Below are 17,124 nucleotides of genomic sequence, written 5' to 3' on the forward strand. Positions count from 1 at the left end.
GACGGGCGCCGGGGAAACCCGTGCGCCCGTTTTTCGTGCGTTTCTTCGCGGGTGGGTGGCGCCATGAAATTCAACCGCCTGCGCGTCGTTGGCTTCAAGTCCTTCGTCGAACCCTCCGAATTCGTCATCGAACGGGGCCTCACCGGCATTGTCGGGCCGAATGGCTGCGGCAAGTCGAACCTCGTCGAGGCCCTGCGCTGGGTGATGGGCGAGAACTCCTACAAGAACATGCGCGCCTCCGGCATGGACGACGTCATCTTCTCGGGCTCCGGCAACCGCCCCGCCCGCAACTCCGCCGAAGTCGGCCTCCACCTCGACAATTCCGACCGCACGGCCCCAGCCGCCTTCAACGATGCCGATGAAATCCAGGTGACCCGCCGCATCGAGCGCGGCAATGGCTCAGTTTATCGCATCAACGGCAAGGAAGCCCGCGCCAAGGATGTGCAGCTTCTCTTCGCAGATGCCTCGACCGGTGCCCGCTCGCCCTCGATGGTCGGCCAGGGGCGTATCGGCGAACTGATTTCAGCCAAGCCTCAGGCCCGCCGGCAATTGCTCGAAGAGGCCGCCGGCATTTCCGGCCTGCACTCCCGCCGTCATGAGGCGGAACTCAGGCTGCGCGCGGCGGAAACCAATCTGGAGCGCCTGGAAGACATCACCGCCCAGCTGGAAAGCCAGATCGAGAGCCTGAAGCGCCAGGCCCGACAGGCCAACCGCTTCAAGCAGCTGTCTGCCGACATCCGCGCCCATGATGCCATGCTCCTGCACATCCGCTGGTCGCAGGCCAAGCAGGCGGAGGGCGAGGCGGAAAGCGCCCTGAACCAGGCCATGTCTACGGTTGCCGAAAAGGCGAACCACCAGATGGAGGCGGCCAAGCTCCAGGCCGTGGCGAGCCTCAAGATGCCGGAACTGCGCGAGGAGGAGGCGAAGGCCGCCGCAGCTCTCCAGCGCCTGCAGATCGCCCGTAGCCAGCTCGACGAGGAAGCCAACCGTATCCTTCGCCGCCGCGATGAACTCACCCGCCGCCTCGCCCAGCTCGACGAGGACATCCGCCGCGAAGAGCGCCTCGTGTCGGAAAATGCCGAGGTCATCCAGCGGCTCGCCGAAGAAGAGGCGGAACTCGAGGAAATTCTCGCCGATGCCGGCCGCTTCGGTGAAGAGGCAAAGGAAGCTTTCGAAGCCGCCGCCGCAACGCTCGCCGACAGCGAACGCGATTTCACAAGGCTCACCGCCGAACGCGCCGAAGCCGCTGCCGGTCGCAACCAGCTGGAACGCGCGATCCGCGATCTGACGGAGCGCCGCGCTCGCCTGGAGCGCCAGGTGTCGGAAGCCTCGCGTGAACTCTCCGACATCTCCGACCGCATCGCCGCTCTCCCCGATCCGGACGAAAAGCGCGAAATGGTCGAGATCGCCGAACAGGCGGTTGCCGATGCCGAAAGTGCGGCCATGGAAGCCGAGGCTGCCCTCAATGAGGCCCGCCGCACCGAAGGCCATCTGCGCCAGCCGCTTGAGGCCGCGCGCGCCCGCGTCAACGGGCTGGAGACCGAAGCGCGCACCATCGCCCGCATTCTGGCCTCCACCACGACGGGTGATTTTCCGCCCGTCGCCGACGAACTCTCGGTTGATCGCGGCTATGAAACCGCCCTGGGCGCTGCCCTCGGCGACGATCTCGACAGCGCGCTCGACCAATCCGCCCCCGCCCATTGGCACGGCAATGGCGATGGGGCAGGGGATCCGGCCCTGCCGACGGGCGCCAAGCCCCTCATTGCCCATGTCCGCGCACCGGCGGCACTCACCCGTGCGCTGCGCCAGATCGGCGTGGTCGAGGAAACCGACGCTCTCCGCCTGATGGCAAGCCTCGCCCCCGGCCAGCGGCTCGTCACCCGCGACGGTGCCGTCTATCGCTGGGACGGCCATGTCACCGGTGCCGATGCCCCGAGTGCCGCAGCCCTCCGCCTGGCACAGAAGAACCGTCTCTCCGAAATCGAGATCGAAACCGAGGAAGCCCGCGACCAGATGGTCGAGGCCGAGGATCGCTTGAGCGAAGCCGCCGATGCCATCCGCGCCGAGGAAGCCCGCCTAACCGATGCCCGCGACCGCAGCCGCCTGACGGTCCGAAGCCTGGCCGAAGCCCGCGATGCGCTCGCCCAGGCCGAACGCGCCTCGGGCGATCTCATCCGCCGCCGCGAGGTGATCGAGGAGGCGGTGAATGGCTTGAAGGCCCAGATCGAGGAGATCGTCGAGCAGGAGGAAACCGCCCGTGTAGAGATGGAGGAGACGCCCGACCTCTCTGCCCTCGACGCCCGCCTGCGCGAGGCCGAGGCTATTGTCGCCCGCGATCGTGGCCTTCTTGCCGAAGCGCGCGCCCGTTTCGAAGGGCTCGCCCGCGAAGACGAGATGCGCCGCCGCCGCATTCTTTCCATTCGCCAGGAAAAGCAGAACTGGCAGAACCGCGCGAAATCCGCCGAGGAACACATCGCGACGCTGCGCGAGCGCGAGGCCGAGGCCCGCGAGGAGATCACCGATCTCGAAATGGCCCCCGACGAATTCGAGGATAAGCGCCGCAATCTGATGACCGCCCTCGACAAGGCCGAGAAGGACCGCCGCGACGCCGCCGACCGTTTGGTGGAAGCCGAGACCCGCCAGCGCGAGGCCGATCAGAAGGCGGCAGCCGCCCTTGCTGAACTTGCTGAAAGCAGAGAAAAGCGCGGCCGCGCCGAGGAGCGCCTGGTCTCTGCCCGCGAATGGCGCATCGAGGCTGAGACCCGTATCGGTGACACGCTGAATGTCGGCCCTCATGACGCTTTCCGCCTGACCGGCCTTAAAGATCCCTCCGAGATCGGCGACCTGCGCGAGGTCGAGCGCAATCTCGATCGGCTGAAGATGGAGCGCGAGCGGCTCGGCGCCGTCAACCTGCGCGCCGAGGAAGAGCAGAAGGAACTGTCCGACAAGCTCGCCGCCCTCATCAAGGAGCGCGACGACATCATAGACGCGATCCGCAAGCTGCGTGGCGCCATCCAGAGCCTCAACCGCGAGGGCCGCGAACGGCTTATCGCCGCCTTCGACGTCGTCAACGCCCAGTTCCAGCGCCTCTTCACCCACCTGTTCAACGGCGGCACGGCCGAACTGCAGCTGATCGAAAGCGACGACCCGCTTGAAGCCGGCCTCGAAATTCTCGCCCGCCCGCCGGGCAAGAAGCCGCAGACCATGACGCTGCTCTCGGGCGGCGAACAGGCGCTGACCGCCATGGCTCTGATTTTCGCGGTGTTTCTCACCAACCCGGCGCCGATCTGCGTGCTGGACGAAGTGGACGCGCCGCTCGACGACCACAATGTCGAGCGCTACTGCAATCTGATGGACGAAATGGCCGCCTCCACCGAGACCCGCTTCGTCATCATCACCCACAACCCCATCACCATGGCTCGCATGAACCGCCTCTTCGGGGTGACGATGGCCGAGCAGGGTGTGTCCCAGCTCGTCTCCGTCGACCTGCAGACCGCGGAGGCGCTGCGCGAGAGGGAGCTGGTGTAAGCCGGCCGGTTGCCGACCATCGGCCGATGCAAGTACAATCGATGCATGTGATGGTTTTACGGTACAGGTTATTCTGTCGAGGTGCAGCGAGCCATGTTGAAAGAGATCTCCAACGACAGCGATTATCGAACGGCGCTCTCGGCGGTCCGCCCGTTTTTCGACCATGAGCCTGAAGACGGCACCGCAGAAGCGCTGGAATTCGACCGCTTAGTTGCGCTCATCGAAGGCTATGAGGCTCTTCATTTTCCGGTGACGGAGAAGGCGGCGTGAAGTTAAACCGTTTCTCGACCCAGCTTGCTCTTCTCGCAGTGCTCCTTCTGAGCGCCGCCCCCCTCCATGCCCAAACCGCGTCCACCTCGCTCGCCGGCAACTACCTGCCGAGCGTGCTTGCGGCCTCGCCGGCTCATCGCGACAGCCTGATGGAGATGATCAAGGGCCAGCCGGGTCTGCCTTTCTGGGTGCGCGCCCTGGTGCGCCAGCCGCGTTACGTCGCGCTCGCCTCCGAGGAGGTCGCGGTCAAGGACAAGCGCATGCAACTCTTCCGCGCCTGCGAGCCGCGGACCTGCGAAACAAGCTGGATCCGCGTGCTTTACTCCGAAGACGGCAAGCGAGCCCTGCTTTACGTCTCCGATGCCAAGCTTGGCATCAAGATCTTCGGCGATCCGACACCGGAGGAATTGACGTTTCTGGCGCGCCCCTGAATCAAGCCGCCAGCTTCTTGCGCCGAGCAGGCCCCACCGGCAGCGCGCCGCTCGCCAGGATCGATCCGAGCACCAGCGGCAGGCAGACGAGATAGGCGTTGCGGATGCCGAAGGCCTCGGCCACGAAGCCGAGCAGCGGCGGTCCGAGGAAGAACACGACAAAGGCCATCTGGGCGATCGCCGCGACATTGATCACGGCCGGTCTGTCGGTGCGCTGGGCAGCGGCCGAGACCGCCATCGGATAGACGGCGCTGCAGCCGGCGCCCATCAGCGCGAAGCCGAAAAGGGCCAGCGTCGGAGACGGCGCAATCCACGCCATGGCGATACCCAGTGCCGCCACCGACAGGAGCACACGGCCCACGAGCCGCGCCCCGTGGCGATCGACCACCGGATCGACGGTGAGGCGCGCCAGTGCCATGAAGAAGGCAAACAGCGTCAGTCCAGAACCGGAGATGAAGGGCGAGACGTCGAAGACCTCTTCCATGTAGATCGTCGACCAGTCGATGCCGGCCCCCTCGATCAGGAAGGCCGAGGTGCCGATGATGCAAAGCGGCAGCAGCGCCAAGGTCGGCAGCGCAAAATGCGGTGCCTTGTCCTCTGCACCTGCGGTGGTGAGGACAGGGGCGTTCTTCATGCCGGCGATTGTAACAGCACCGATGACGAACATCAGCCCGAGCAGCACATGCATATGCATCTGCATGCTGATCCCAGCCTGGCGCACCAATGAGGCCGTGATCGCGGTGACGAAGAATCCGAGGCTCCAGCAGCCATGCGCGCGGTTCATGATGCCGAAACCTGCCTGCGCCTCGATACGGCCGATCTCAACATTGAGGCAGATCTCCAGCGCGCCGGCGAGCAGGCCCATGAGGAAAAGGGTCGCAAAGACGAAGGGTGCGGAGGGCAGCAACGGGATGAGGGACAAGAGCGCCATCACCCCGAGCAGGCAGATGGCGAGCGTCGTGCGCGAACCGAGCCGCACGATGATGGGCGAAGACAGTGTCAGCGAGATCAGCGAGCCGATCGCCATGCCGATCAGCGTCATGCCGAGTTCGGCCTTATTCACCCCGAGTTGCACCTGCAGGTCCGGCAGCCGCGAGAACAGCGAGCCGGTCGACATGGCAAACAGGAAGAAGGCGATATAGACGCGGTACTGCGGCTGGAAATGCATCGGGGAGACTCGATTTGTCTGATGACCAGTCAACGGCGTGCCAGCATTCGTCGGGCAAGTCCAGTGACGCCAGACGCCGATCGGTTCGCCCCCGGAAAAAGCCTGTTGTGTGGCGCTGTACGCCGAGACATCTGACGGGCAGGGGGCATGCCCCATAAGCGCCGTCATCCTCGGCCCTGTGCCGAGGATCTGCCAAGGGTGGCCAGGAAGGTGACGCTTAGGGAAGGTTCCAAACGTCGAGCCAATAGCAACGGCAGTAGATCCTCGGGACAAGCCCGAGGATGACGATCCACCGAAAAGAAAATGCCGGAAGCAAGCTCCAGGCATCGTCCTATTGGCTACCGCCTATTCGCTATTCGCTATTCGCTATTCGCTTCGCCCGCTCAGCCGGCCTTGTTGATCTGCTGCGCGACCACATCGTGGTTGAGCCAGAGCACTGGCGCAGACGGGTTGGCCATTTCGCCAAAGATCAGCGCGCCGGTTGCCTCGACCACGAGCACGCTCAGATAGTCCGAGATCAGCGCCTTGCCGTCCTTGTGCATCTGGGCGATTTCTTGCGAGGTGCCGATGGTGATGTCGGACTGGCCCTGGCTGTTGGGCATCGGCCAGTTGTTGAAGTCGTAGAACGGCTTCATCACATCGCTGACCTGGAAGTCGGCGATCTTCTGGAGCACGTCATCGACGGTGACACCCTCGACGAGAAGGGCTTCGCAATCCGCCCAGATCTTCTCGGCGCGGGCGCCGGGATTTTCCTTCTTCAAGGCCTTCAGAAGCGGCAGAAGCGGCAGCTCGATGCCGGCAAAGACATCAGACGAATTGGTGCGGATCTCGGGGCAGTTGAAGACGGTCGCCTTGATGCCGGAAGCGTAAGCCTCTTCGGCGATCGCCTCGAGCCTCATCTTGGCATAGCCCTGGGTGTAGTTCGTGTAGGTTTGCCAGCGATATTCGTCGCCGATCAGGATGCCCGTGCCGTGATAGCCATAGGCCGAGTAACGCACCTGGCCGCCGCTCTTTTCGATGCGGGCGCGGATCGCGGCACTGCCTTCGATCAGGTGGCGGAAAGTATTGGCCGAGACTTCGTCGAAGTTCTGCAGGATGAGCTTGCCGAGATCGCTGTCGAGCAGCACCTGCGAAGACATGTGGCGCGCGCCACGGCCCTTGTAGATGCGGTTTGCCAGAACGAGGAAGACCTTGGCCTTCGGAATGCCGCCGGCCATGGTGTGGGCGAAGTGCACATTCCGGCCATCGGCAATCATGCCTTCCAGCTCGTCCATGATCTTGGCAACGGCATCCTGGAAACGCTTGACGCCAACCTGACGGCACTTTTCGATATGCGCCCAGTCGAGCTTTTCCGTTTCCCAGTTTTCCAGCGTCAGCGTAGCAAGCAGGTCCGTCGGCGTCTTCTCGCCTTCCGGCGCGTCGAGATCGAAGCCGGCCATGGCGGGAAGGTTGATGATCCGGCCACCGAGATTGGCCTCCGCCTGGGCGAGCTCTTCTTCGGTCAGCGGACGCAGCTTGTTGTTCTCGTCACGGCGACCGACGGTGATTCCGATGATCTCCATGCCGGCTTTCTTGGCCTGGTCGAGCAGGCCCGTGACGTAGCCCCGGCCGAACAATTCGCCGAAGAGAACAAACACGTCGCCCTTGCGGTAAAGGTTGTTCTGCGGGATCTCAGTCAGTGAAACCGGGCTGGTCAGGGTCATTTTTGATTCCGGATTACAATTTACTAGAATGCCACCTAGCAAACGCTGGCCCTGAACGCATCACCCTCAATTGATTTGTCTGGTCATTTTGCGTGACCGTTTATTGCATTGCGTGATGACCCTGTAACAATTTCCGGGTCCTGGCACGTCAAACCAGCAGCAGCCGAACCCTCGTACCCCAGGGATCCAGTGCCTCGAACCCGCCTTCGATGGCGCTGACGGCAAAGCCCTTCGCCTGAAGATCCGCGCGGCGCCCCTCGAGGATCGCCTGATCACTCGTGTGCAGCGAGAACCAGTCGAGCCCGGTCATGGCGTCCTGACGCGGGCCGGCATCCCGGCTTTCCCAGATATTGGCGCCGATATGGTGGTGATAGCGGCCGGACGACAGGAAGGTCGCGCCACGCTCGTCGCTGCCGGCCACAACATCGAGGCCGAGCCCATCGGCATAAAAGCCGCGCGCCGTTTCCAGCCCGCCGACCCTCAGATGGATATGGCCGATCCGCAGCCCGGCCGGCACGGTCGTATACTCGTCGCGGTCCGTGCGCGTCTGCGTCTTGAGGAAGATGTCGTCGATGTTCAGTTCCTTGCTGCCCATGGTGACCGTGTTGCCGGCCCAGAGCCAGGTCTCCTGCGGGCGATCGCTATAGACCTCGACGCCATTGCCCTCGGGATCCGTCAGATAGACGGCCTCCGACACCGAGTGATCGGCAAAGCCAGTGAGCGGAATTTGGCTGCGGGCCACATGCACCAGCCAGCGGGCGAGATCGGCACGGTCAGGCATCAGGAAGGCGGTGTGATAAAGGCCGGCCTGGCCCGGAGCCTCGGGCGTCGCATCCGGCCGGGCCAGGATATGCAGGAGTGGCGTCCCGCCGGCCCCGAGCGTCACGGCATCGGGCGCATCCGTCAGCACGTCGAGCCCCAGCATGCTGGTGTAATAGGCCTTCAGCCGCGCGACATCTTTCGCCCGCAGGCAAACCTCGCCGACATGCACCGGTCGCGTCAGACCGAAAGGCAGATGCGGCGTCTGTGCGGCCGGAAGGGCGGTCTGGGTCTCGATCCCCTCCGCCCTTAGCGCACCGGTGAGCGCCCCCGTCAGCGTTGCCGTCCCGGCCAGCCGCAAAAGCTGGCGCCGCGTCCAATGAACAGTCATTCTGGTCCCCATCTACGCCCGCACTTGTAGGTCTTGCTTACAATGCCGTCTCGAAATCCGTGTTTCACGTCTCTCCACGCAGTTTCACATCCGCGTGAGCCTTCGAGGCGAGATCTGCCGCAATTATGATGCATTGCAGCATAAACTTGTCTGTTGAACATTTCCAATCCGTCACAATTGCTGTAAACGGTGGAAAAACAAGCCTGTTCGGGTGGAGAGGGCAATGCGCAAGTGGGTTTACACCTTCGGCGGAGGAGCGGCCGAGGGGAGTAGGGCCGAGATCGAGCAGCTGGGAGGCAAGGGGGCCAATCTCGCCGAAATGGCGGCGCTTGGCCTGCCTGTTCCGCCCGGCCTCACGATCGTGTCAGATGCTTGTGGCCTTTTCTACAAAAGTGGAAAGACGCTCGCCGACGAACTGAAGACCCAGGTTCTCCACGGCATATCCGGCATCGAGGCCGCCACCGGCCGCGCCTTTGGCGACACCAGCCAGCCGCTTCTCCTGTCCGTCCGTTCCGGCTCGCGCACCTCCATGCCCGGTATGATGGACACCGTCCTCAATCTCGGCCTCAACGACCACACGGTCGAGGCGCTCGCGGAGCACTCGGGCGACGCCCGTTTCGCCTGGGACAGCTATCGCCGTTTCATCCAGATGTATGGCGATGTCGTCATGGGCCTCGACCACGAGGTCTTCGAGGAAATCCTCGAAGACGAGAAGGCAAGGCTCGGCCACGAACTCGACACCGATCTCTCGGCCTCCGAGTGGCAGCATGTCGTGAAACTCTACAAGGAAGTGCTGGAGCAGGAACTCGGCGAGCCCTTTCCGCAGGATCCGCATGTCCAGCTCTGGGGCGCGATCGGCGCTGTCTTTTCCAGCTGGATGAACCCGCGCGCCCAGACCTATCGTTTGCTGCATTCGATCCCGGAAGGCTGGGGCACGTCTGTTACCGTGCAGACCATGGTTTTCGGCAATCTTGGTTCGACCTCGGCCACCGGTGTAGCCTTCACCCGCAATCCCTCGACCGGGGCACGAGAGCTCTACGGCGAGTTCCTCGTCAATGCGCAGGGCGAAGACGTCGTTGCCGGCATCCGCACGCCGCAATCGATCACCGAGGCGGCCCGCATCGACAGTGGCTCCGACAAGCCCTCGCTCGAAAAGCTGATGCCGGAGGCCTTCGCCGAATTCCAGGCGATCTGTGACCGGCTCGAATCCCATTACCGTGATATGCAGGATCTCGAATTCACCATCGAGCGCGGTAAGCTCTGGATGCTGCAGGCCCGGTCGGGCAAGCGCACGACCAAGGCCGCGATGAAGATCGCCGTCGACATGGTGGCGGAAGGGCTGATCTCGGAGGAAGAGGCGGTGATGCGAATCGAGCCCTCATCGCTCGACCAGCTGCTGCACCCGACCATCGATCCGCGGGTCACCCGCCATGTCATCGGCTCGGGACTTCCCGCCTCGCCGGGGGCGGCAACCGGCGCCATCGTCTTTACCGCCGAAGAGGCGGTCGAGGCGGAGAGCGAGGGCCGGAAGGTCATCCTGGTGCGCGTCGAGACGAGCCCCGAAGACATCCACGGCATGCATGCAGCCCAAGGCATTTTGACGACCCGTGGCGGCATGACCAGCCACGCCGCCGTGGTTGCCCGTGGCATGGGCATCCCTTGCGTCTCCGGCGCCGGCACCATGCGCGTCGACCTGCGCAACGAAAAGCTCATCGGCATGGGCGTGACGCTGGGGAAGGGCGACATCGTCACCATCGACGGCTCCTCCGGCCAGGTGCTGAAGGGCGAGGTGCCCATGCTGCAGCCCGAACTCTCGGGCGATTTTGCAAAGCTTATGCAATGGGCCGACAGCACCCGCCGCATGACGGTGCGCACTAATGCCGACACGCCCGCCGACGCCCGCGCCGCCCGCTCCTTCGGCGCCGAAGGCATCGGGTTGTGCCGCACCGAACACATGTTCTTCGAGGGTGAGCGGATCCATGTGATGCGCGAGATGATCCTCGCCGAAGACGAAGCCGGCCGCCGCGCGGCGCTCGACAAGCTGCTCCCCATGCAGCGCTCTGACTTCACCGAGCTCTTCACCATCATGCATGGCCTGCCGGTGACGATCCGCATGCTCGACCCGCCGCTGCACGAATTCCTGCCGAAGAGCGATGACGAGATCGAGGAAGTGGCAAACGCCATGGGCCTCGAACCCGGCTTTATGCGCCGCCGCATCGACGCGCTGCACGAGTTCAACCCCATGCTCGGCCATCGCGGCTGCCGGCTCGCCATCTCCTATCCCGAGATCGCCGAAATGCAGGCCCGCGCCATTTTCGAGGCCGCTGTTGCTGCGGCCCGGGAAACCGGCGCCCCGGTCGTGCCGGAAATCATGGTTCCGCTCGTCGGCCTGCGCTCAGAGCTCGACTACGTGAAGGCCGTCATCGACCGTGTCGCAAAGGAAGTCATGGGGGAAGCCGAACTCGAGATCTCCTATCTCGTCGGCACCATGATCGAGCTGCCGCGCGCCGCCATCCGCGCCCATATCATCGCGGAAGCCGCCGAATTCTTTTCCTTCGGCACCAACGACCTGACCCAGACCACCTTCGGCATGTCCCGCGACGACGCCGCCCGCTTCATCCCGACCTACCAGAAGAAGGGCATCATCATCCAGGACCCCTTCGTGTCGCTCGATTTCGACGGCGTCGGCGAACTCATCCGCATCGCCGCCGAACGCGGCCGCAAAACCCGCCCCGACATGAAACTCGGCATCTGCGGCGAACACGGCGGCGACCCGACCTCGATCCACTTCTGCGAGGATGTCGGCCTGGATTACGTCTCGTGCTCGCCGTTCCGCGTGCCGATCGCGCGGCTCGCGGCGGCCCAGGCGGCGATCAAGGCGCGGGGGTGAGGGGCATGGCTGAGATTGTTTCTGACTAAGATCCAGCCGAAGGCCTCACTTCACCGGAAGCCATCGCCGCGTTCGTTAACGGAGCGCTGGGGACCGAAGATGCCGCATACATTGCACATGCACTCGGTGTCGTTGCCCGGGCTAAAGGAATGGCCGGAGTTGCCGAGGTGGCTGAGCTTTCGAGCGAGGGTAATCCGACCCTCAAGACGACGCTTGCGGTGATGAAGGCGCTGGGGATTTCGCTGGCGGCGGATGTGGCGGGGTGAGGGGTTTTGCGGTCGTTCTGAATTCCGATCAATCTTTTCCAGGGTGAAGTCAGACCAGTGACGCATAAGAAACGGATCGCGCCGTCGCGCAGACGCCATATGCTCTGCACCTAAGTTAGAAAACGAAAAAATACCATGATTGATTGGTTGCCCATTGTGGTTCTGCCCAACGCTCAAATGCGTGAGCCTCTTGAAATGGAGAACGTTGCCCTTTGCCCTCCCTCTGACATGAGGGTGATTGCGGCTATCGCACAGCATCCGAGGCTGGGTATTTTCTTGGACAAGTTTACGGATGCGTTTGGCCAGAAAATCTCGCCGGCCGTACTTCTCGTCCGGGAAGGCACTCCAGAAATCTACCGGACTACTGCGGCAATTGGCGGCTTTCGAGACGCTATGGCAGCTTCGACCCTGACAAGTGGGCGTGCCGTTTTGGTCAGTCATAGTGCCAGTATGCGGCGCCCAATTTGGGCTGAATAACTGTTATTCTATCCATGGATGATTGACAGGAATGGCACGTATTTGATCGCCAATACACCGTCGATGATGGGTATGCACCATGTAGATGAATTCCGAGGTCAATCCTTTGCAGGTTTTAGCCCCAACGAAATCGGCCAAAGTGACATTGATGGGCCTCTTTTCACCCAACTTTCTCTCCGGTGGACTAGTCGCTTCCGAGAGGAGGATGTGTCTTGGGAGGATCGGGCACTTTTTCGTTCGCTCAATATGGCGTACCAAGCGTGCATGATGCCCGGCGGCTTGGAGGCAACATTCTACGATGTCGGTCGCCTAATTTCGCTATGGGTAAGTGCATGCGAGATTCTTGTTCATCCAGGCCCCGGCGGTGGCTCCGGGAAAACGCAAGTCATGGACATACTTGACTGCGCGGATTGGTGTAGCGAGCTATTGAAAACAAAATCTGAACAGGTGGGTGGAAAAAAGCAAATGGCGCGGACAGTCGCGTCCGCACTCTACTTCCGCATCGACTCCCTTCGGAGTTCATTCTTGCACGGTAATGACGTCGATCAGAGTGAACTCCTTACTGAAAGTGGTGTTCATCTGCTGCACGTGGCCGCATGCATCTATCGAGTTCTGCTTACGACAAGACTCGAAGTTCACCGACCGCAATTTGAAGAAAATTCCGAGTTCAATGAACGCCGATTCGTAAATGAGTTTGGCGCTTATTGTGATTGGAAAGACGCACAACGGCGGCACGAAAGAGCCATATTGAAAGCTGCCGGTTTGGATAGCTTATCTGACAAGTAGTGGGTCAGGCGAAGCCGATATCTCATTCCCCAGCCGAAGCCTTGCCGCTTCGCAGAACCTCGCGAATGCCATCGAACACTGTGTCTAGATCCAGTAAACTCCCGGGCTCGGCCATCGCCCGGTCATAGGTCGGCGCCACCTCGTCGCGAAGCCACACCTCCAGCGCGTCCTCGTTCGACGCGAGCAGCCTTAAGCTCTCCGAAACGAGCTGACTTTCATCGGCATAGTCGCCCGATGCCACCTTGGCACGAATCAGGTCGAGGAGGTCTCCTGGCAATGTGACGGTCATTGTCTCATGTCTCGACATGAGGATCCCTCCTGGCAGGGCGCAGCATATCTCAGGCCATCCAGCTCCGTCCTCCCGCTCTCCCCCGTGTGGGGGAGATGCCCGGCAGGGCAGAGGGGGGTACCGTTCCATATGTGAAAGCTCTTTTCATCCCCGCATCCCCCCAATTGCCCCCGCCACCCCCGCAGGCTAGGTTGCCCCGTCATCGCCCACCCGGAGTCCCCATCCATGCCTGGCTATTCCGCCCGTCCGCCCGCCATCCCGACCGTGGTCCTCGACGATGCCGTGACCCGCATCACCCGCTGGGATTTCGAGCCGGGTGCTGCAACAGGCCATCACACCCATGGGCTGGGCTATGTCGTCGTGCCGCTCACCGAATGCCATTTCCTGATCGAGGATGCCGACGGTTCGCGCCGCGTGACGAGCAAAGCCGGTGAGGCCTATCGCCGCGATGCCGGCGTCGAGCACAATGTCATCAATGGCGGCGACCAGCCGATGAGCTTTATCGAGATCGAATACAAATGAGCGGCAAGGACGCCGAGACGGGCTCGAAGGTGGTGCCGCAATTCGTCACCACCTTCGAGCCGCAGCATGGGAGGGCGGTGCCGGTTGCAGACGGCGTCGAGCGTCTGACTGCGCCCAATCCCAGCCCCTTCACCTTCCACGGCACCAACACCTATATCATTGGCCAAAAATCGGTCTGCGTCATCGATCCCGGTCCGGACATCGACGCGCATTTCGAAGCCTTGATGGCGGCACTTAAGGGCCGTGAGGTGACCCACATCGCCGTCAGCCACACCCATCGCGATCATTCGCCGCTCGCCCGCCGCCTGAAAGAAGAGACCGGTGCCGTGATCGTTGCCGAGGGCCCGCATCGCCCGTCGCGCCCCTTGCTCGAGGGCGAGGTGAATCCCTTCGCCGAGAGTTCCGATACGGATTTCATCCCCGATCATGCACTTGCCGATGGCGCGACGGTCGAAGGCGACGGCTGGCGGCTGACGGCCGTGCACACACCCGGCCACACGGCAAACCATGCCGCCTTCGCGCTCGAAGACACCGGCATCCTCTTTTCCGCCGATCACGTCATGGCCTGGGCGACCTCGATCGTCGCGCCCCCCGATGGTGCGATGAGTGACTACATGGCCTCGCTCGACCGCTTGCTGACCCGCGATGACCGGCTCTATCTGCCGGGTCACGGCGGTCCGGTCAGCGAGCCCCGCGCTTTCGTCCGGGCGCTGCGCACCCACCGTCTGATGCGCGAGCGCGCGGTGCTGGAGCGCATTCGACAAGGCGATCGCTTCATTCCCGACATGGTCAAGGTCATCTATGCCTCAACCGATCCGCGCCTGCACGGGGCGGCAGCCCTCTCCGTGCTCGCCCATCTCGAGGATCTGGTGGAGAAGGGCCTGATCGCCACGGACGGCCCACCGAAACTCTCGGGAGAGTATCGGCCGGGCTGAGAGGTCACGAGCCTTCGGCTTACACCCCTCTGTCGGCTTCGCCGACATCTCCCCCACAGGTGGGAGAGTGGAGGTTGTTGTCGGCGCCCGCGTTCATCCGCTCTCCCCCCGTGTGGGGGAGATGCCCGCCCTTCGACAGGCTCGGGAGGGCAGGGGGTACCAAGCGCCACAAGGCCAGCCTCAGTTCCCGGCAATCCCCAGCAGTTCCGCGTCCAGCGCATGCAGAAAACCTTCCGCAATCCGGTCGCTGATCCCGAGATCATGCGGCCCGTAGCGGGAGGCGACGCGGATGTCGACGAGCGTCATTTCCGCTTCTTCGCGAAGCCGGACCACCGCATCGAAGGGCAGGCCGAGCACCAGTGTGCGGGTGGCAAACTGCAGTCGGGCCGTCCCCTCCGGTTCGCCGTCGGAAAGCGGCACGAGCAGGCTCGGCTCGGGGCGCGCGGTGGGCAGCGGCCCGCTTTCCGGCAGCGCGTCCTGGGTAGCGGGTACTGCGCCCTCGGCTTCCGCCTCGACCGGGCTTTCCGTCGTCGGCCGCAGTTCCAGCGCCGGCAGGCCATATTCCTCGCCGCGGCTTGCCGTCACAACCAGCCGGTTCTCCGTCGCCACCTTGCGCACCGCCTGATAAACGCGGTCGATTGCCCCTTCATAACGCCGGCCGTTCAAGCCCGGATAGGCGGCAAGCTGGGCTTCGCCGGCATTGTCAGGCAGGGCAGGGCGGGGCAGGAGATTTTGCGGCGCATCCGGCAGGGACACGAAGGCCGGCCGGTCGGCGAGATCGGTGGAAACCTCGGTTAGCTTCGGCTTGCTGACATAGAGGTAATAGCCATAGCCGGGCAAAGCGAGCGGCAGGACCGCATAGATCAGCGCCCAGGCGGAAGCCACGCCCCCAAGCGCCCCGATCTGCCAGAGCCGGGCAAGGCCGAGAAGCGCAAGCGGAACGGCAAGCGCCGCCGGTACCGCAGTTGCCAGAACCAAAAGCACGAAATCCGGCGTTGAAAGCGGCCCGAAGCGATGCGCCAGCACGACGATCAGCAGCAAGCCAAGCGAAAACAGCGCCAGCCGTCGCGCGAGAAAGGCGGAACGGGACACCGGGCGGTCATAGCGGATATGCATCAGGATCTACCGGAATCAGAGGCGACAATGACCGCTTGTAACGGCTGACGCTGAAGGCGTCGACTGGCAATGCGGTCTGCGTCGCTTCACGGCTGGCGGTTGCGCCCGCCGCCGAGCAGCGGATTGTCCCCGAGTTCCGGTGGCGGAATGGCGTTGTCGTCGACGGGGCTATCGAAGCTCCCCGGCGCTTCCATCAGCCCGTCCTCGACCGCCGGATCGAGCGGCGCAAGCGACGGGTCATCAAGGAGCTCGGGCAGCGGCGGAGCATCGGGTGAAAGCGGCACGTAGAGCGAGACGGTAACGATGACCGCGATCACCATCAGCCAGGAACCGATGATCCGTGCCGGGATGGTGAGCCAGGCGCCCCGGAACGGGCGCAGCATCAAGCCGGGAACCACGAGGATCCACAGTGCGGCAAGGACGGCGGTGAACGCGAATTCCTTGATGCCGATGCCGAAGTCGTCGAGCCCGATGAACAGCGCGAAGGAGAAGCCGACGACAGCGGCCGCAAGCGGGGCTGCAATCCGGCGGACCCGCGCCGGCAGCCACAGGACCACACCGGACAGCATCACGGCAATCGGTGCGATCAGGAAGAGCTCGTGCCCGAGCGGGCTCTGCAGGATGGCGCTGAAGATCGGGTCGAAGAAGAGGAGCATCGGCGTGATCACGCCGAGAAAGGCGACGACAATCGCGACGACCTCGCTGCGCCGCCCGGCCATGCCGATGGCGACTGACAGGCCAAGCATGGCCAGCACGAGGTCGTAGATCGACAGCGTGAAGAGATAGCCGAGCTCGAAGAAGGCAAATTCATGCGGAATGGCAAGCGAACCTGCAACCGTGAGAACACCGGCGAGAAACACGGCAAAGGCGATCCGAAACGCCGATGTGCGAACACCGGTGCGGAAGCGTTCGGCAGCAGCGCTCGCCTTGCTCTCGGTGTGTTTGCCCCCGGTGACCTCGTCCACAGCCGTCTCGCGGATCACGGCGTCGCCACCCTTGTCGGGAGCCATGCTGCGGGCGGCCCCTGAAGGCCCGCTCTTCGTGACAGCCCGCCCCGATTTCCTGTGTGGGTGCTTCTGCTTCTTCATGCCCAAGGTCCGATCTCGCGTGGCCAAGTCGCGGCATCTCAGCCTATTTCACAGGAGACTTGATTTGTCACCGCTCGCCGCTGCACTCTCTCGTGAGAGGGGAAAGAATCAGGGCCATGGCCATCGTCATGCTGACGGCCGTGACGCACGTCGAGCGCAAGGCCGCAACGAGTTTCGTCTTCGACACCGTCAACCGCCTCGGCGGCTGGATCGACGACACGCGCATGTATTCGAACCTGATGAACACGATCCGCATGACGCTGCCGGCCGGCGCATTTGGCACGCTGGTCAACGCATTGGAAGAGGGCGGCATTTCAGTTGGGCCACCGGAGGGGCTGGGTGATGTCAGCGATCCCGCTATTGAGCGCATGGCAACGCTGCAACTCACCTTCTTCCATGACGAGCCGGATCTGAAGCGCGAGGTGCCCTCGGTTCCGGGCTGAAGATGCCGTGAGCGCAGGCATAACACAAAAAAACCGGCGGTTGCCCGCCGGGTCTCTCGTAT

General features: G+C 63.3%; 15 protein-coding genes. 9 read left to right on the plus strand and 6 right to left on the minus strand.

What is annotated here, in order from left to right:
* The first annotated feature begins 63 nt into the window (after positions 1-63).
* The 3 genes from D4A92_RS12590 to D4A92_RS12600 all read left to right on the plus strand — a co-directional run bounded on the left by D4A92_RS12590 (position 64) and on the right by D4A92_RS12600 (position 4,229).
* A complete protein-coding gene (locus tag D4A92_RS12590) occupies positions 64-3,528 on the plus strand; it encodes a chromosome segregation SMC family protein (protein WP_203013615.1) in 3,465 nt (1,154 codons plus the stop codon).
* Positions 3,529-3,621: 93 nt separating this feature from the next.
* Positions 3,622-3,798 carry a hypothetical protein gene (locus D4A92_RS12595; RefSeq protein WP_203013618.1) on the plus strand — a complete coding sequence of 59 codons (177 nt, stop codon included), beginning with the start codon at positions 3,622-3,624 and terminating at the stop codon, positions 3,796-3,798.
* On the plus strand, positions 3,795-4,229 hold the full coding sequence (locus tag D4A92_RS12600) for an Ivy family c-type lysozyme inhibitor (protein WP_203013621.1): 435 nt from the start codon (positions 3,795-3,797) through the stop codon (positions 4,227-4,229). Before D4A92_RS12595 ends, D4A92_RS12600 begins: the two co-directional genes overlap by 4 nt.
* A gap of 1 nt (position 4,230) precedes the next feature.
* On the opposite strand, the gene D4A92_RS12605 is transcribed toward D4A92_RS12600, so the two are convergent.
* The 3 genes from D4A92_RS12605 to D4A92_RS12615 all read right to left on the minus strand — a co-directional run bounded on the left by D4A92_RS12605 (position 4,231) and on the right by D4A92_RS12615 (position 8,250).
* On the minus strand, positions 4,231-5,397 hold the full coding sequence (locus D4A92_RS12605; RefSeq protein WP_203013624.1) for an MFS transporter: 1,167 nt from the start codon (positions 5,395-5,397) through the stop codon (positions 4,231-4,233).
* A 383-nt stretch (positions 5,398-5,780) separates the two neighbouring features.
* A complete protein-coding gene (locus D4A92_RS12610) occupies positions 5,781-7,094 on the minus strand; it encodes an enoyl ACP reductase FabMG family protein (RefSeq protein WP_203019946.1) in 1,314 nt (437 codons plus the stop codon).
* A gap of 154 nt (positions 7,095-7,248) precedes the next feature.
* The gene (locus D4A92_RS12615; protein ID WP_203013627.1) at positions 7,249-8,250 is read right to left on the minus strand and encodes a VOC family protein; all 1,002 of its coding nucleotides are present in this window, start codon (positions 8,248-8,250) and stop codon (positions 7,249-7,251) included.
* Positions 8,251-8,473: 223 nt separating this feature from the next.
* Between D4A92_RS12615 and ppdK the strand changes: the two genes are divergently transcribed.
* The 3 genes from ppdK to D4A92_RS12630 all read left to right on the plus strand — a co-directional run bounded on the left by ppdK (position 8,474) and on the right by D4A92_RS12630 (position 12,669).
* Entirely contained in the window at positions 8,474-11,140 is a 2,667-nt protein-coding gene (ppdK, locus tag D4A92_RS12620; RefSeq protein WP_203013630.1) for a pyruvate, phosphate dikinase, read from the plus strand.
* A gap of 62 nt (positions 11,141-11,202) precedes the next feature.
* Positions 11,203-11,406 carry an addiction module antidote protein gene (locus tag D4A92_RS12625; protein ID WP_246754109.1) on the plus strand — a complete coding sequence of 68 codons (204 nt, stop codon included), beginning with the start codon at positions 11,203-11,205 and terminating at the stop codon, positions 11,404-11,406.
* Between the two features lie 519 nt (positions 11,407-11,925).
* Entirely contained in the window at positions 11,926-12,669 is a 744-nt protein-coding gene (locus tag D4A92_RS12630) for a hypothetical protein (RefSeq protein ID WP_203013633.1), read from the plus strand.
* A 22-nt stretch (positions 12,670-12,691) separates the two neighbouring features.
* Here D4A92_RS12630 and D4A92_RS12635 read toward each other — a convergent pair whose 3' ends face one another.
* Positions 12,692-12,976 carry a ribbon-helix-helix domain-containing protein gene (locus tag D4A92_RS12635; RefSeq protein ID WP_203013636.1) on the minus strand — a complete coding sequence of 95 codons (285 nt, stop codon included), beginning with the start codon at positions 12,974-12,976 and terminating at the stop codon, positions 12,692-12,694.
* Positions 12,977-13,183: 207 nt separating this feature from the next.
* Here D4A92_RS12635 and D4A92_RS12640 point away from each other — a divergent pair, with 207 nt between their 5' ends.
* The gene (locus D4A92_RS12640; RefSeq protein ID WP_203013638.1) at positions 13,184-13,480 is read left to right on the plus strand and encodes a cupin domain-containing protein; all 297 of its coding nucleotides are present in this window, start codon (positions 13,184-13,186) and stop codon (positions 13,478-13,480) included.
* Positions 13,477-14,415 (plus strand): MBL fold metallo-hydrolase, encoded by a 939-nt coding sequence (locus D4A92_RS12645; protein ID WP_203013641.1) that lies wholly within the window; start codon positions 13,477-13,479, stop codon positions 14,413-14,415. The genes D4A92_RS12640 and D4A92_RS12645 overlap by 4 nt, the downstream gene beginning before the upstream one ends.
* A 180-nt stretch (positions 14,416-14,595) precedes the next feature.
* Here the strand turns inward: D4A92_RS12645 and D4A92_RS12650 are convergent, their stop codons facing one another.
* Complete coding sequence (locus tag D4A92_RS12650) at positions 14,596-15,531, minus strand: DUF1499 domain-containing protein (RefSeq protein WP_203013644.1); 936 nt, start codon at positions 15,529-15,531, stop codon at positions 14,596-14,598.
* 86 nt (positions 15,532-15,617) lie between these two features.
* Positions 15,618-16,619, minus strand: coding sequence for a hypothetical protein (locus D4A92_RS12655; protein ID WP_203013647.1), 1,002 nt, complete (start codon positions 16,617-16,619; stop codon positions 15,618-15,620).
* 116 nt (positions 16,620-16,735) lie between these two features.
* Between D4A92_RS12655 and D4A92_RS12660 the strand changes: the two genes are divergently transcribed.
* On the plus strand, positions 16,736-17,062 hold the full coding sequence (locus tag D4A92_RS12660; protein ID WP_203013650.1) for a hypothetical protein: 327 nt from the start codon (positions 16,736-16,738) through the stop codon (positions 17,060-17,062).
* The last annotated feature ends 62 nt before the right edge of the window (positions 17,063-17,124 follow it).

This window comes from Rhizobium rosettiformans (genome assembly GCF_016806065.1).
In the GTDB taxonomy this organism is placed as follows: Bacteria; Pseudomonadota; Alphaproteobacteria; order Rhizobiales; family Rhizobiaceae; genus Allorhizobium.